This is a genomic window from Acinetobacter sp. SwsAc4, assembly GCF_013391535.1.
Classification (GTDB): domain Bacteria; phylum Pseudomonadota; class Gammaproteobacteria; order Pseudomonadales; family Moraxellaceae; genus Acinetobacter.
Genome location: NZ_JACAXC010000002.1, coordinates 169,081 through 184,542 on the forward strand (window position 1 = coordinate 169,081; position 15,462 = coordinate 184,542).

Consider the following 15,462-nt stretch of genomic DNA (forward strand, 5'->3'; position numbering starts at 1 on the left):
CACGAACTGACAGGGGAAACATTTAATTGATAGGTGAATCTATGACAATAGCCATTCTACAAAACCCTGATGCTTTCCTACGCATCAAAGACCTTGCCAATTTCCCTGAACGCAAGGAGCGTATCCAAACCCATAAAGCAGGCAAGTGCAAAGGGCAAACCAAGCGTATATCAGCACGTCCAGCATCTAGGGGCATTCTAGGCGTATCTGACAAGACCATATGGCAGTGGGTGAAACAAGGTGAATTTCCTCAACCAATCAAACTAGGCAGCATCACAGTATGGCGTTTATCTGATGTGCAGGCATGGATGCAGGCGCAAGGACTGGAGGCATAACATGAACAAAACTACTCAAGACCAAACCATCCTAGACCACCTACAACAAGGCAAAACCATCAGCCAAGCCGAAGCCATAGAGCTATGCGACTGCTACCGCCTTTCGGCTGTCATTGACCGATTAAGAAAGCAAGGTTTTGAAATCGTGACCCATAACGAACCAAACCTAAACAATAAAGGCACACATGCCAGATATGAATTAAAAGAGGTGGCAGCATGAAAGAACTTTATTCAAACCTTTTTAAATTGATTCTAATATGGCTACTGGCGATATTTATTATTGCAAGCTGTGGACGTTCCGCTTATGCTGTAGACCTCTCAAAATCTGTAAGCGTCACCCCACAGCGTCATTGTGGTTTTATTGTGCCTAAAATCTGCATAGGCTCTCAATCTATGCACATACACAGCACAAGCGTATCAGCTACGCAAACAAGGCTGAAATCCCTCTATGAGGGGATGACATTGCAAAATAAGCCACTAGGCGAATATGCAGGGCGGTACTTACAGTCCGAGAGTGAATCCCCTCACCAGTTATTTACTGGTGAAAATCTCAAAAACTCAAAACTGTAAGGAGGCAATCATCATGCCTAATCAAATCAATTCTACAAATGCACCTAAAAAATACGATGCTGGCGACATGCACGACATTCAGTCGTTGGCTGAATACGATATGAAATGGATGCAAACGGCCATTGATCGTATTCGCCGTGACTTCATAGACCTAAGCAAAAAACTACAGAAACAAGGTGTACATCAAATCTATTTTGATGACTTGCGTACAGTTTTAGATATGTACTCATATCTTGCAGAAGAACGTCATGCCTATCATGAAAAAACAGCAAAACAATACGAAAAAGAATGGAAAGGACAAGGGGGCAATAAATGAATATAAAACCCTCATGGGATACCATGCCCGATATGCTTGAGGGTGGCATATCAAATGCTACCCCTCAGAAACAACAAAGCCCACTTGAGGAAGTGGGCAATGATGCAAGCAATTCAATTGTTGAAGCACTTGAAGAATATACAGTCCCATTATTTAACAACAATCCGCTACACGGTGCAATGGTTAAAACGATGGGCGGTTGTTCTATAGAAATCCGCCGTTCATTGATTGAGAACGCCACCCAGTATGGTGAATCTAGTAATGAAGCTCTATATGGCTTGGCGGTTTTTGATCTTTTTGACGAAAACCTACAGCCTACAGGTGCGGTATTTACCAATCCAACGATTGAGGGATTCAAGGATATTGTTTTTGGTCATGGTGGCTTGTATTTCAATCGGTCAAAGCTAAATGAATTACCATTGCTCGTGACTGATGACATTCACCTTGCATTTAAAACGACATATCCAGTCTATGCCCCATATAGTGATAGCAAGATCAAAGCCTATGCCCTCAAGGCATTAATGAAAGCACATCCTGATCTATATGTGATTGCCCCAGTCCATCAACAGGACGACATACAACGCCGTTATACTGACCTTGATGTAAAACTGGCGTTTATTCCTGAACCGCCTAATTTTGCGATGCCACAGGATGAACTGGACGGCATGATTAAAACAGCGATTGATCAAGCCAAAGCCCCTCCCAAAGGACATTTAGCCAAACCGTTTAAATATGGTGACGGTGTATTTCATCTCCTTGAAAATGGCTTGTATTACATTGAACAAACCAAAGAGGATGAGTTGAGGCGTTATATCTCAAGTCCGATCAAGGTATTGGCTCAAACGAGAGATACCACTAATAACGCATGGGGGCGTTTGCTCGAATGGCGTGATGCGGATGGGGTTAAACATACTCAAGCCTTGTCTATGGAGCTATTTCAATCGGATGGCGTAGAGCTTCGCAAAGCCCTCGCCTATCAAGGTGTCATTATTGCACCCGATGGCAGAGCAAGAAATTTACTGCAAAGTTATTTAATGAGTTTTCCGACTGATACAAGGGCGTTATGTGTTGACCGTGTTGGGTGGCATGATGATGTCTTTGTCTTGCCTAACCAACAGATCGGACAGCATGAGAATGACGATTTGATTGTTTATCAGACCACACAAGGGATTGATAGCAACTATCAGAGCAAAGGCACATTAAAGCAATGGAAACAAGACATCTCTATGCCTCTTTCCACTCATTCAAAATTAGTGGTTGCCTTGAGTTCAGCTTTTGCAGGGCAATTACTCGCACCACTGGAGCAACAGACAGGTGCAGGCGTTCACTTTAAAGGGCAATCATCCAAAGGCAAAACCACGGCGTTATATGTCGGCTGTAGTGTATGGGGTAAACCAAGCAACTATTGCAAAACATGGAAGTCGACAGGTAACGCTTTAGAGCATACGGCATATATTCACAATGATGGATTCTTGGCACTGGATGAAATCGGAGAGGTTGCCAATCCTAAAGAGCTGGGCAACATTGCCTATATGCTTGCCAATGGCAAAGGTAAGGCACGATTAACCAAGCAAATCACCGCTAAACCCTCATACGCATGGAAAGTCATATTCTTGTCTACAGGGGAAAAGAGCCTCAAGGAAATCATGCAGGAGAACGGACAAAAGACCAAACTAGGTCAAGAAATCCGTTTGATTGATATTGATATAGACCAGTCCGAGTATGGCTTATTTGATCAGATCGACTTCGCCGAAGATGGTGCAAAGCAATCAAGACTACTTGTAGAGCGTTCTAATCAATCCTATGGCGTTGCAGGCATGGCATGGCTGAATTACCTCACCAGTGACAAGAAAACCGCCATAGCCACGGCTAGACAGCTATTAGAGCGATATAACCTAGAGTTAATTGCAGAGCATAAACAAGGTCATATTGTACGTGTGGCAAATGCTTTTGCTTTGATTGCTACGGCAGGCGAACTGGCGACCCAAGCAGGCATTACAGGATGGCAGACAGGCACAGCCTTTAACGCCGTGAAAACTGTTTTTAATGAATGGGTGAAAGACTTTGAGTATGTCGGCGATTATCAAACCAAAGAATATATTTTGCATGTTAAGGCATTCTTTGAGGCGAATGAATCAAGCCGATTTGAGGCAATTACTCCCGACCCTGACCACATCGAGAAGATACTTAATCGAGTAGGCTACTGGAAGATCGAGAACGGCGAAAAGTTGTTTCTTGTGCTACCTGAGCAATTTAAAAATGAAGTGTGTAAGGGGCATGATAGCCGAAAAGTTGCAAAGGCTTTATTGGTTGAAAAATTACTAGAGCATGACACAAGCAAGAACACTAAAACGGTTCGCCTCCCTAGTCGAACTAAAGCTATTCGAGTTTATGCCGTAAAAGACACTATTTTTAGTTGGGAATAGCAAAAATACAGGGCAACAAAGGCAACAAGGGCAACAACCTTATAAATAAAGGCTTTGAGCGTGTTGCCCATATAAAAATGCAACAGGCAACAAAGGCAACAATTCAGATAAAACTTAATTTGTTGCCCATGTTGCCCAAGTGGAAAAAAAGAGGCAACAGCCTGAAATGCTTTGATAGCAAGCATGTTGCCTATGTTGCCCATGTTGCCCATAGAAAATAGACATTCTGAGAAAATTTAAGAGATTGAACAATGCCAAACGTGAACAAAGTAATTTTAATGGGTGTGCTAGGTCGTGACCCTGAAACTAAACAATTTCCCAATGGTGGCAGCGTTACGACATTCAGCGTTGCAACTACCGACCACTGGAAAGATAAGACCACTGGAGAGCGCAAGGAAGCGACAGAATGGCACAGAATCAGCACCAACGGACGTTTAGCTGAAATTGCGAGTAAGTACCTCAAGAAAGGCAGCAAGGTTTATATTGAGGGCAGCTTGAGAACAAGAAAATGGAAAGACCAAAGTGGTGCAGATCGGGAGGTGGTCGAAGTTTGGGCGGATGTTCTACAATTGTTATGATGCTAGATAACTTGGCACGGATAGCTCCCTAAATATGGGGAGCTTTTTTATTGGCTGAATGGTCAAGATAATCATGCAGACCATCCTTTTTTATAGGAGTGCAAGTGTTATAGCGTGATGGTTGGGTACGTGATTTATTCGCAAAGATTAAGCAAGTCAGATGAGTTGGTTACCAATGAAGTTACCAACGAAGTTACACCGTTATGGCTCTTTTTATAGGGCGGGAAATTGAATGTTTCAAAAAATTTAATCTATTATTTTTGATCGTAAGTACAATAAAACGCGCGCGCGCGCATGAAGCACACTGGGAATGACCATAAGAATATTAAACGTAACGTTTTGTCATGTTTTGACCTTAGGATTACTTAGGATTTTTTAGCAACTACTACGGAAAACTCAGGTTCTAACAAGTCTGATAAGTTGGTTCGCAAAGAACAAGTACGCAGTGAAGTTCGCACCCAAAACACTATTTTAAAAAAATGACACGGTTTTGAATAACAGGTTTTGACAGGTTATCAATGTCAAGTTTTGACAAGTCCGAGCAGCAATTGAGATGTAGTATTTTGCAGTAGTCCAAACCATAACAATTGATAACAAACATGCCGTAATCATGCCGTAATGAAAGTGGGGTTTTGTGGGGTTCAAAGCGTTTGAGCATCTTTGAATACTAGGTTTTATAAGGTTTTGTATTTTTAAAGTAGTCCGAAAAACTAACATTTACTAACAGCATGACAGCGTAAAATTGCGTTGGCTAAGTCCATGTTTTCTAAGGTAAACGCAAAATTGCGCTCAGTAATGAACTACGAACTTTCGTACAGTCACCAGTACCGATACCCAAAATATAGGTATCCCTTAACTTTCTCCAGTGCGTAAAGTTGAGTTTCGCAACAACTACGCGCGCGCACGCGAGGGATTTAAACAATCGTGTGGTTCAGGGGCTTAAAATCCCAATAGAGTTACAGTGTGATTATTCGGGCGGTTTACTTCTGCAAATAACCTGAACATAGGACTACCCCCCACTGGGAGATATATCCAAACTTGGATGGATTTCAAATGTGACCAAGTGACTTGCTCAACCAATTGGACGGCTAAGTTAATTTAGGATTACGTTATCGTTTCGGTAATCACCGAAACCCATGCAAGTGACTAGCTCAAAGATAGTTAGTGAGTATCTTTAAGCTACTCACAAAGGATAAGATTCTAAATCTAATCCCACCTAAGCCACTAGTAAGGTGAGTAGATCAAATATTTAGGTTTTGCGTTCCACCAAAAAGAGGAAGCGAAAAACACAGCAATCAGCTATACCCCTCCCCCCAGTGGTCAAGATAACCATGCCTAGACCACCAATCATGGTGAGCAGCTAAAAAGATCGTCAAAAATAACGAGCTTCATAAAAGGGAGTGAGTTATAGAATGCAAAAACCAACCTAAGCCACCAATCAGGGGGTACTTTTGCGTATTGTTGGTATTTTTGTTGGTATAAATGAAATTGTAAAATCTGAAAGCATTGCTACATAAGGATTGTAGGCTTCAATTCGGTTGAGGGTCCCCCACCATATTCAAAAAGCCCTAAACTCAAGTTTAGGGCTTTTTTTATGCATGAAGCAAAATGGGATGTGTTTTGATCAAAAAACCTGTTTATGAATAAAAAGAATATGCTTCTCAAATTAACTTAGTTATCTGAATAAAAGAAAAACAATATGCTTATACATATATTATTTTTACTGAAGATAAGTTATGCAAAAGTTGCTTGGGTTTACACTTCCTACATTATTTTTATCCGCTTTATCGTCATCAGTATTCGCGACAACAGGTTATTTTATGCATGGCTATGGGGTTAAAGCCCAAGGCGCTGCTGGGGCTTCTATTGCGGCATTTAATGATGCTCTGATCATTGCGAATAATCCTTCTGGATTGGCTTGGTTAGACAGTCGTGTCGATATTGGCGCGACTATATTTAACCCTAAGCGTTCTGCTGAAATTGAGGGGAATTTGGCAGGTGCCAACGGTCATTACAGTGGCAATGGACGTGAATATTTTGTTCTACCTGAATTTGCGGTCAATAAGAAAGTAAATGATACGGTTGCTTTGGGTTTAGCGATTTATGGTAACGGCGGTATGAATACCTCCTACAAGAAAAATCCGTATGCAGCTTTTGGAAATACAGGTGAAGCAGGGGTGGATTTAGCGCAGATTTTTATTTCTCCATCTGTAGCTTGGCGTTATAGCGAAAATCAATCCATCGGTGTTGCGACCAACATTCTTTATCAACGATTTGAAGCTAAAGGAATTTCAGGTTTTGCACCATTTTCTGTTGATGGGCAAAAACTGAGTAATAATGGTAAGGACTCTGCTACAGGCATAGGCGTTAAAGTCGGCTGGAGTGCCAAGCTAAATGATGTCGTAACTGTTGGTGCAAATTACTCTTCAAAAATTAAATCGGACAAATTTGATCAATATCGTGGTTTATTTGCACAAGCAGGAGGTTTTGATGTGCCGGAGAGCTATGGCGTAGGAGCCGCTTTTCAATTGACGCCTGCATTAACTGTATTAACCGATATAGCGCGTATTAATTATTCTGATGTAGATTCAGTTGGGAATCCTTTTAGTCTAGCTTCGGTGATGGCGGGTAATGGTTTCGGTTCAGAAAAAGGTCAGGGTTTTGGTTGGAAAGATATCAACGTTTACAAGATTGGTGCGGCATATCAAGTTAATCCAAGAGTGACGATAAGAGCTGGATATAGCCATAATGATCAGCCAATTCCCCAAGATCAAACCTTCTTGAATATTCTTGCACCTGGCGTAATTCAAGATCATCTCAGCGTGGGGGCGACGTGGATTATTGATCGTGCACAGGAGCTTAGTGTCGCATATACCTATGGCTTGAAAGAAACCGTAAAAGGAAGTCAATCTATTCCTTTGAACTTTGGCGGTGGTGAAGCTAATCTTGAAATGGATCAGCATATTTTAGGTGTTTCATATGGTCTGAAATTCTGATCAAAACGAAAAAGGCTGAATCAAATAGATTCAGCCTTTTTAAAGATGTGAAGCAAAAGATTAAGCGGTTTTTGCTAATTTTTCGTTTGCTAACATATGACCCGTTTCTTCGAAGTTCGCATGCCATGACAGTGCTTCACGAAGAATATGAGGTGTATGGCCACCGCGCTCGCAGGCACGATCAAAATAGTCATTTAAGGCAGCTTGATAAAGCGGGTGTACACAGTTGTCAATAATCACACGTGCGCGCTCACGAGGTGCTAAGCCACGTAAATCTGCTAAACCAACTTCAGTTACCAGAATGTCAACATCATGCTCATTATGATCAACGTGGCTTACCATTGGTACGATTGATGAAATATCACCACCTTTTGCGATTGACTTGGTAACAAAGATTGCAAGGTGAGCATTACGCGCAAAATCACCTGAACCGCCGATACCATTCATCATTTTTGTACCGCAAACATGCGTAGAATTCACGTTGCCGTAAATATCGAACTCGAGTGCTGTATTAATTCCAATAATACCTAAACGACGTACGATTTCAGGGTGGTTAGAAATTTCTTGTGGGCGTAATACTAATTTATCTTTGTAGTGTTCAAGATTGCCAAATACGCGTTCACCACATTGTGCAGATAGCGTAATTGAGCTACCAGAAGCAAATTTCATTTTGCCAGCATCAATCAATTCAAAAGTACAGTCTTGTAATACTTCAGAATACATGACCAAATCTTCAAAGTTAGAATCTTTAAGACCAGTCAAAACTGCATTTGCAATTGAGCCAATACCTGCCTGTAAAGGACCTAGGTTTTTCGCTAATCGACCTGCAGCAACTTCTTTTTCAAAAAAAGCGATGAGGTGATTTGCAATCCCTTGAGTTTCATCGTCAGGCGCAGTCACAGTTGAAGGCGAGTCGGCCGTATTATTAAAAACGATGCCTACGATTTTTGCTGGGTCAATTTGGATTGCAGTTGAACCAATACGATCATCGACTTGAGTTAATGGAAGTGGGGTACGTGTTGGACGATATGTTGGAATATAAATATCGTGTAAGCCCTCAAAGTTTTCGCTCAATGAGGTATTAATTTCAACGATTACTTTTTCAGCAAAAATTGCGAAACTTGCAGAGTTGCCTACAGAGGTTGTCGGTACGATATGACCATCTTCTGTAATCGCAACAGCTTCAATCACAGCAATATCTGGACGTTTAAGCTGTTGATTACGCATTTGCTCAACAGTTTCAGACAAATGTTGGTCGATAAACATTACTTCACCATTATTAATGGCGCGACGTAAAGTATTGTCAACTTGGAATGGCATACGACGAGCAAGTACACCTGCTTCCGTCAATTGTTTGTCTAAGTCATTCCCTAGGCTTGCACCCGTAATTAATGTGATTTTTAACGGATTTTTTTTAGCTTGTTCGACCAATGCTTGTGGCACAGCTTTCGCTTCTCCAGCACGAGTAAAACCACTCATACCAACCGTCATATCATTTTCAATAAAGCGAGCAGCCTGTTCAGCGCTCATCACTTTGTCATGTAGGGTAGCAAGGCGAATACGACTTAAAGACATGATCCATTCTCAATATACTTCTTAGTTAGATATGGATTTTAGCGTTAAAACTTGAAAAGGGAATTGGACTACGGCTAAGGTCTAATATGTGAAATGCGTGATACTTTTTCAGAGATAAAAAGAGTTATTTTTCCAGCATGAATTGTTCTAAAAATGTTCAGTTATGCTCTGTTTAATTTTATCAATTGCATTCGTTTGAGATTCTTCAAGATTTTCATGGTTGAGTGGAAGTGAAATCACCACTTCTAAACCGCCTTGCTCTCGGTTGCGGATGTTGATCTGTCCCTGATGAATGTCAACAATACGTTTTACAATGGCTAAGCCGAGGCCACTTCCTTGAATCGTGCGTGCTGAATTACCACGAACAAAGGGTTGCATGAGTTCTTCCACTTGATCGGGTGGAATACCTTCACCATGATCAGCGACGGTAATCAGAATATGATCATCTACATGGCTTGCCGATAATTCAATTGGTTCTGCGCCATAACGTTTGGCGTTGTTGACTAAATTTGCAATCAAACGTTTTAAAGATAGGCTTCGGGCAGGAATGATAGGTAACTCTTGTGCTTCAAAACGAATATCTAAGGGCTTAAATTGTACAGCGACTTCTTGAAGCAATGTATTAATATTGGTTTGTGATAGTTCTTCATCAGATCCATCTCGCATATACGAAATAAATTGATTCAGGATCGCATCCATATCATCTACATCATAAATTAGACCTTCGCGGAAAAACTCATCTGGGAGCATTTCTGCGGTCAGGCGGATACGCGTCAGTGGCGTGCGTAAGTCGTGTGAAATACCTGCCAACATGATTTGGCGATCACGTTCGGTTTGTTCCAGTGTATACACCATATGGTTAAAGGCTTGATTGACCTGACGGATTTCCAGTGGCCCGTGGTTGGTGTCCAGATAGGGGGCCTTGCCCGTTTTACTGTAGTTGTTGGCGGCATTCTGTAGGCGGCGCAAGGGACGGTTCATCTGCCGCACCAGAATCAGGATAATAATGGAGGACAGGATCGGCACACCAAATAGCCATGCTGCAATCAGTTCAACACTGTAGTTGGTGTAGGTCTTGAGGGGTTCCCTGACCCAGTTGCCATGCATCTCAGGCGTTTGAATCCAAATACGTGGTATCGGTTTGAATTTAAAATATACAGTAACGTTATCAGCGTTATCGACTCCTAGTTCTTTCGCAAGTTTGGTTTCGATTTGGTTGGTAAATAACTCGGCTAAGAATTTATCTTCAATTTTTGGAAATTCTTTGGGGTCAGTGATGTATTCAATACCAATACGGTTTTTAAGCCATGTGTCGATATCGACTTCGGTATCGCGGTGTAGGATGCGAATGTCAGGATTGTTGACCAGTTCCAGCTCAATGGCGAGATAACGCGCATGTTGTTGTAATTCTGGTAAATATAAAGTTCGCCAAAAGAACCACAAGGACATAAACAAGCTAAAAACGACCGTGAACAATACCAAGATCGTGGTACGCATGGCCGCAGAACGTGGTTTAATTTTATCTAAAAAACGTTCCCATTTTGTTCGCGGTCTTTCTGAATAGGTCGCGAAATCTGTAAATGCTTGTGGATCAATTGGTTCAAGTTTCAATGAAGAATTTCCTAAGATTACTCTGCACCATCTGGAACAAATACGTAACCTACACCCCAAACCGTTTGAATATAACGGGCACGCGCAGGATTATCTTCGATTAAACGACGTAAACGAGAGACTTGGACATCAATCGAGCGCTCCATAGCACCCCATTCACGACCACGTGCCAAATTCATCAATTTATCACGAGTTAAAGGTTCGCGAGGGTGCTGAACCAAAGCTTTTAATACTGCAAATTCACCTGTCGTTAACGTGACCACCTGACCTTCACGCGTTAAAGTGCGTGTAGAAAGGTCGAGCGACCAAGGACCAAAGCTCACCACTTCCACTTGTTGGCTTGGCGCACCTGGTACTTCACGGACTTGGCGACGTAAAACGGCACGAATTCGTGCTAATAGCTCATTTGGGTTGAATGGTTTTGGTAAATAATCATCTGCACCCGCTTCAAGGCCCGCAATACGGTCAGAATCGCTACCACGCGCTGTCAGCATAATAATGGGTGTATCGATATTAGATTGACGTAAACGACGGCAAATACTTAAACCATCTTCTACTGGGAGCATAAAATCGAGCACGATCAGCGAGAACAATTCACGTTGCAGTAAACGGTCCATTTGGGTTGCATCATGGGCAGTTTTTACCACAAAGCCTTTATCTTCTAAAAAGCGTTGTAATAGGGTACGCAGACGCACATCATCATCGACCACTAAGATGCGTTCGACCCGGTCTGTCTCATGGTGTACAGTTTCCGTCGATTCGGCAGGTACAACTAAACTCATGATGTGCTCCTTTATCGTTTATTGTCATCGTCTTTATGCAATGCGATTGTGAAATATCAATAGACCTTTGAGTATACGATTCATTGCACAGTTTTGGCTATGTTATAAAGCAACAAATATTGCCAATAAAATCAAGAGATAGATACCAAATGTATACAGGTAAAATTATGACAATCGATCTATTTTTCAATATTTAGGCGAAAAATTCTTAGTATTTTATAAGTATTTATCAATTAGCATAATCTACTCTAAAAATATTCAAAAAAACAATAGTGGATTTTATAGTCACGGACTTTATAATCAGTGCTTTTAGACTTAACCCTTGTGGAATCAATCACGATGACTGACTTAGTTCAGCAGTTGGCAAATGAACTTGCCGTACGTCCAAACCAAGTAGAAGCTGCTATTCGTTTAATTGATGAAGGCGCTAGCGTTCCTTTTATTGCACGTTACCGTAAAGAAGTCACGCAGGGCTTAGACGATACGCAATTACGCCAACTCGACACGCGTTTAACTTATCTACGTGATTTATACGAGCGTCGTGAAAAGGTGATTCAATCTTTACAAGAACAAGATAAATTAAGTGATGATTTATTGGCGCGTGTGAATGCAGCAGAAACTAAAAATGCATTAGAAGAAATTTATGCACCGTACCGTCCAAAACGTACCAGTAAATCATTTAAGGCAAAAGAAGCTGGTTTAGGTCCAATAGTTGAAAAAATTATTGCCGATCAAGTTGATCCAACTGAGGCATTGGCAGGTTTTAGTCATGAAGATTATCCAGATGTCGAAAGCCAACTTGATGCAATTCAGCACATCTTGATTGATGACTGGGCACAAAATATTGGATTAACTACTGAATTAAAACAAATTTTCTCTAAAACAGCAGTTCTTAAGAGCGCAGTTGCTTCTGAAGAGAAAAAAGAAGTCGGTAAAAAATTCCGTGATTATTTTGAGTTTTCTGAAAACCTAAATAAATTACCTTCGCATCGTTTATTGGCGATGTTACGTGGTCGTCAAGAAAATGTATTGGGTTTAAAAGTAGACGGCGAAGATGATACGCCGTTAGCTCGTATTGAAACTGAATATAATCTTGATCAAATTCAGCCTCAAAGCCGTCAAGATTATTTAAAACAAACTGCAAAATTATTTTGGCTTGGTAAGATTCGTCCGCAAATCGAACATTCGTTATTGACTGATAAGCGCTTAGCTGCTGAAGCTGAAGCAATGGATGTGTTTGCTGAAAATTTACGTCATTTACTCCTTTCTGCACCTGCAGGTGGTCGTACCACTTTAGGTGTTGATCCTGGTATCCGTACAGGTGTAAAGCTTGCGGTTGTGAGTGATGCAGGCGATGTTCTAGCACATAGTACGATTTACCCGTTTGCACCGAAAGAAGATAAACAAGGTTCAATTGCTGAATTAGCTCGTTTATGCCGAGAGTTCCACGTGGAACTTATTGCGATTGGTAATGGTACAGCAAGTCGTGAAACTGAAGCAGTTGTTGCAGAAATGATGGCTGCCAATGCTGACTTGAAACTGACGCGTATCACAGTCAGTGAAGCAGGTGCATCGGTTTATTCGGCAAGTGAACTTGCTTCTCAAGAATTACCAGAGCTTGATGTTTCAATTCGTGGCGCGGTTTCAATTGCCCGTCGTTTGCAGGACCCATTGGCTGAACTTGTGAAGATTGATCCGAAATCCATTGGTGTGGGTCAATATCAGCATGATGTGAATCAAACTGGTTTAGCAAAAACATTAGATGCTGTGGTTGAAGACTGTGTGAATGCAGTTGGCGTAGATGTAAATACCGCATCTCCAGCGATCTTGGCATATATTGCAGGTTTAAATAAATCGATTGCACAGCAAATCGTTGAATATCGTAAAGAACATGGTCGTTTCGATAATCGTCAAGCCTTGAAAAAAGTGCCACGTTTAGGTGAGCGTACTTTTGAACAATCAGCAGGCTTCTTACGTGTTCAAAATGGTTCTGAGCCATTGGATGCATCAGCGGTTCACCCAGAAAGTTATGGCGTGGTTGAAAAGATTGTTGCAGCAAAAGCCACAACAGTAAAAGACATTATTGGTAATACTGAAATTATCCGCCAAGTCAAAGCAGATGAGTTTGTTGATGACAAGTTTGGTTTGCCAACGATTCAAGATATTTTAGCTGAACTTGAAAAACCTGCTCGTGATCCACGTCCAGAGTTTCGTACTGCCAAGTTCCGTGAAGATATTACTGAAGTTGCTCAACTCACTGAAGGCATGCAGCTTGAAGGTGTAGTGACCAATGTGACCAACTTTGGCGCGTTCGTGGATGTGGGTGTACATCAAGATGGTTTAGTGCATATCTCTGAACTTGCAAATGAATTTGTTTCTGATCCACATAAAGTGGTGAAACCAGGTCAAATTGTGCAAGTTCGTGTGATGCAAGTTGATGTTGAACGTAATCGTGTGAACTTGAGTATGCGTGCTGAAGGTTCTGCGCCTGCTAAAGCACCACGTCAGCAGCAGCGTCCACAGCAAGAGCGTACTGAACGTTCAGAACGTAAGCCTCAAGGTCAACGTCCGCCACGTAAAGAAGGTGACTTTAAGCGTCCACAAAATAACAAGCCAAAAACTGAAAAACCACAAGAGCAAAAAATCGGTGGTTTAGGTGCTTTGTTATTACAAGCAGGGATTAAAGGTTCTAAATAACCTAATTTAATCTACTTACAAAACCTTCCTTCGGGGAGGTTTTTTACATTCAAAATAGATGATTTTTCCGCTTTTTATGTTGAACTTTATTATAATTCCTCAGTTCCCAACGCAAACTTGTTGTTCTTATGTCCCCAGATTCTACTGAAAATCTTTCTTCCCTCCAGCATGCTTTTTTACAAGGAGTGATCAAAATACTGCCGCTATGTTTCGCGGTATTGCCGTGGGGCTTGCTGGCAGGCTCAATGGCGATTCAGGCTGGTCTGACCACTGGGCAAGCCATAGGAATGTCTGCATTGGTTTTTGCTGGTGCAGCGCAGTTGATGACACTGGGTTTGGTTATGGCGGGTACACCTGCACTCACCATTATCATTTCAGTATTTTTGATTACCACACAGCATTATTTGTATGCTCTATATTTTCGTGAAGAAATTGCCAGACTGCCATTAAAACAGCGTTTGTTATTTGGTTTTTTGCTGACTGATGAATTGTTTGCTGTTGGTATTCATAAGCGTGAATATTATATTTATTTTTTGCTTGGGGCTGGCAGTTTTTTCTATTTGGCTTGGGTATTGTGTAGTATTGGCGGTATTGTGTTGGCTTCCTCTCTGCCAAATTTAGATCAATATCATCTCGATTTTTCCATTGTTGCAACCTTTATTGCCATTGTGATTCCCTTTATTAAAAACCTGAATACGTTGGTGGGTGTCCTGGTTTCGGTGCTTTTAACCGTTGTTTTTCTAAGCTTAGGTTTTAAAAGTGCAGCGATCATGGCAGGAGTAATTGGTATGTTGACCGCAACCTGCCTACAGAATATTCGGGAGCGTACAGCATGAGTTGGTTTCTCCTGATTATTCTGGCAATTGTGGTGTTTATGAATCGCTATATCTTGCTTGAACCTAATCTTCCTTTGCGTTTACCCAAATGGTTTCAGCAGTCTTTGCAATATTCTGCACCGTGTTTACTGACGGCAATTGCGACTCCGATTGTGTTTATGGATGAGCAGGGCATATTTCGTTCAACCCTGCTTAATCCTTATTTTCTGGCCACGATTGTAACCATTGTAATTGCTTATAAAGTGCGACATACCTTGTTGACGATTATTCTGAGTTTGGCGTGTTTTTATGGATTAGTGTTCTGGTTGAATTAGTTAAATTAAAAGATTGGGAGCATATAGATTATGCTCTAAAATGAGAGCAATTCCTGCAACACCAAAACATTATCTGCCTTTGGTGAGCGTAGATGATCTATGCAAAGTGATGGTGCGAGCTGCAACAGATTCAGGTTTAGTGGGCTAGTCCTTATTAGTTGCCTCAGAGCAGAACATTCTTTTGTCTGAATTGACGAAAATGATTGCTCAACAATTCAATGTCTCTGCACCGAAACAACATGTGCCGCTGTTTATTTTACGATTAATTTTGAAATGGACATGGTTGGCAAATCAATTAGAAATGTCGGCTGAGATGTTAAGTTTTTTGAGGACTGAATAACTGAACTTAAAACCGCTTAAACAATTTAGACAGCGTTAGGATATCCAGACAGGGGATTTAGCGGATGCCATTACAAAAACAACAGA

Annotated in this window: 15 protein-coding genes; 12 read left to right on the forward strand and 3 right to left on the reverse strand. The window is 41.3% G+C overall.

The features are described 5' to 3' along the window. The first annotated feature begins 41 nt into the window (after positions 1-41). From HYG88_RS02170 to HYG88_RS02210, 8 genes are all read left to right on the forward strand, one after another. A complete protein-coding gene (locus HYG88_RS02170; protein ID WP_178882488.1) occupies positions 42-335 on the forward strand; it encodes an AlpA family transcriptional regulator in 294 nt (97 codons plus the stop codon). Between the two features lies 1 nt (position 336). Next, positions 337-555, forward strand: coding sequence for a helix-turn-helix domain-containing protein (locus HYG88_RS02175; protein ID WP_178882489.1), 219 nt, complete (start codon positions 337-339; stop codon positions 553-555). Next, a complete protein-coding gene (locus tag HYG88_RS02180; protein WP_256731033.1) occupies positions 552-905 on the forward strand; it encodes a hypothetical protein in 354 nt (117 codons plus the stop codon). The genes HYG88_RS02175 and HYG88_RS02180 overlap by 4 nt, the downstream gene beginning before the upstream one ends. Positions 906-918: 13 nt before the next feature. Beyond that, positions 919-1,221 carry a hypothetical protein gene (locus HYG88_RS02185; protein ID WP_178882490.1) on the forward strand — a complete coding sequence of 101 codons (303 nt, stop codon included), beginning with the start codon at positions 919-921 and terminating at the stop codon, positions 1,219-1,221. Then, positions 1,218-3,647: a DUF927 domain-containing protein gene (locus HYG88_RS02195; RefSeq protein WP_256731034.1), complete on the forward strand. Its 2,430-nt coding sequence runs from the start codon at positions 1,218-1,220 to the stop codon at positions 3,645-3,647. The genes HYG88_RS02185 and HYG88_RS02195 overlap by 4 nt, the downstream gene beginning before the upstream one ends. Then, complete coding sequence (locus HYG88_RS02200) at positions 3,638-3,868, forward strand: hypothetical protein (RefSeq protein WP_178882491.1); 231 nt, start codon at positions 3,638-3,640, stop codon at positions 3,866-3,868. The genes HYG88_RS02195 and HYG88_RS02200 overlap by 10 nt, the downstream gene beginning before the upstream one ends. A gap of 30 nt (positions 3,869-3,898) precedes the next feature. Continuing rightward, complete coding sequence (ssb, locus tag HYG88_RS02205; RefSeq protein ID WP_178882492.1) at positions 3,899-4,225, forward strand: single-stranded DNA-binding protein; 327 nt, start codon at positions 3,899-3,901, stop codon at positions 4,223-4,225. Positions 4,226-5,961: 1,736 nt separating this feature from the next. After that, positions 5,962-7,221, forward strand: coding sequence for an OmpP1/FadL family transporter (locus tag HYG88_RS02210; RefSeq protein WP_034602548.1), 1,260 nt, complete (start codon positions 5,962-5,964; stop codon positions 7,219-7,221). A gap of 60 nt (positions 7,222-7,281) precedes the next feature. Here the strand turns inward: HYG88_RS02210 and HYG88_RS02215 are convergent, their stop codons facing one another. The 3 genes from HYG88_RS02215 to ompR all read right to left on the reverse strand — a co-directional run bounded on the left by HYG88_RS02215 (position 7,282) and on the right by ompR (position 11,189). Beyond that, positions 7,282-8,796 carry an acetyl-CoA hydrolase/transferase family protein gene (locus tag HYG88_RS02215; protein WP_004660065.1) on the reverse strand — a complete coding sequence of 505 codons (1,515 nt, stop codon included), beginning with the start codon at positions 8,794-8,796 and terminating at the stop codon, positions 7,282-7,284. Positions 8,797-8,943: 147 nt separating this feature from the next. Beyond that, the gene (locus HYG88_RS02220; RefSeq protein WP_005156660.1) at positions 8,944-10,407 is read right to left on the reverse strand and encodes an ATP-binding protein; all 1,464 of its coding nucleotides are present in this window, start codon (positions 10,405-10,407) and stop codon (positions 8,944-8,946) included. A 17-nt stretch (positions 10,408-10,424) separates the two neighbouring features. Then, positions 10,425-11,189, reverse strand: coding sequence for a two-component system response regulator OmpR (gene ompR / locus HYG88_RS02225; protein WP_004657337.1), 765 nt, complete (start codon positions 11,187-11,189; stop codon positions 10,425-10,427). Positions 11,190-11,528: 339 nt separating this feature from the next. Between ompR and HYG88_RS02230 the strand changes: the two genes are divergently transcribed. The 4 genes from HYG88_RS02230 (at position 11,529) to HYG88_RS15220 (ending at position 15,376) form a co-directional block, all read left to right on the forward strand. Beyond that, a complete protein-coding gene (locus HYG88_RS02230) occupies positions 11,529-13,886 on the forward strand; it encodes a Tex family protein (RefSeq protein ID WP_178882493.1) in 2,358 nt (785 codons plus the stop codon). A gap of 128 nt (positions 13,887-14,014) precedes the next feature. Beyond that, on the forward strand, positions 14,015-14,722 hold the full coding sequence (locus tag HYG88_RS02235) for an AzlC family ABC transporter permease (RefSeq protein ID WP_178882494.1): 708 nt from the start codon (positions 14,015-14,017) through the stop codon (positions 14,720-14,722). Continuing rightward, positions 14,719-15,036, forward strand: a complete 318-nt coding sequence (locus tag HYG88_RS02240) for an AzlD domain-containing protein (protein WP_087535951.1) — start codon at positions 14,719-14,721, stop codon at positions 15,034-15,036. The genes HYG88_RS02235 and HYG88_RS02240 overlap by 4 nt, the downstream gene beginning before the upstream one ends. Positions 15,037-15,217: 181 nt before the next feature. Continuing rightward, positions 15,218-15,376: a hypothetical protein gene (locus HYG88_RS15220; RefSeq protein WP_256731036.1), complete on the forward strand. Its 159-nt coding sequence runs from the start codon at positions 15,218-15,220 to the stop codon at positions 15,374-15,376. Positions 15,377-15,462: the final 86 nt, after the last annotated feature.

What these genes read in the sequence shown, in the direction of transcription:
- HYG88_RS02170 (WP_178882488.1), top strand. Translation starts at nt 42, where the DNA reads ATGACAATAGCCATTCTACAAAACCCTGATGCTTTCCTACGCATCAAA.
- HYG88_RS02175 (WP_178882489.1), top strand. Translation starts at nt 337, where the DNA reads ATGAACAAAACTACTCAAGACCAAACCATCCTAGACCACCTACAACAA.
- HYG88_RS02180 (WP_256731033.1), top strand. Translation starts at nt 552, where the DNA reads ATGAAAGAACTTTATTCAAACCTTTTTAAATTGATTCTAATATGGCTA.
- HYG88_RS02185 (WP_178882490.1), top strand. Translation starts at nt 919, where the DNA reads ATGCCTAATCAAATCAATTCTACAAATGCACCTAAAAAATACGATGCT.
- HYG88_RS02195 (WP_256731034.1), top strand. Translation starts at nt 1,218, where the DNA reads ATGAATATAAAACCCTCATGGGATACCATGCCCGATATGCTTGAGGGT.
- ssb (WP_178882492.1), top strand. Translation starts at nt 3,899, where the DNA reads ATGCCAAACGTGAACAAAGTAATTTTAATGGGTGTGCTAGGTCGTGAC.
- HYG88_RS02210 (WP_034602548.1), top strand. Translation starts at nt 5,962, where the DNA reads ATGCAAAAGTTGCTTGGGTTTACACTTCCTACATTATTTTTATCCGCT.
- HYG88_RS02215 (WP_004660065.1), bottom strand. Translation starts at nt 8,796, where the DNA reads ATGTCTTTAAGTCGTATTCGCCTTGCTACCCTACATGACAAAGTGATG.
- ompR (WP_004657337.1), bottom strand. Translation starts at nt 11,189, where the DNA reads ATGAGTTTAGTTGTACCTGCCGAATCGACGGAAACTGTACACCATGAG.
- HYG88_RS02230 (WP_178882493.1), top strand. Translation starts at nt 11,529, where the DNA reads ATGACTGACTTAGTTCAGCAGTTGGCAAATGAACTTGCCGTACGTCCA.
- HYG88_RS02235 (WP_178882494.1), top strand. Translation starts at nt 14,015, where the DNA reads ATGTCCCCAGATTCTACTGAAAATCTTTCTTCCCTCCAGCATGCTTTT.
- HYG88_RS02240 (WP_087535951.1), top strand. Translation starts at nt 14,719, where the DNA reads ATGAGTTGGTTTCTCCTGATTATTCTGGCAATTGTGGTGTTTATGAAT.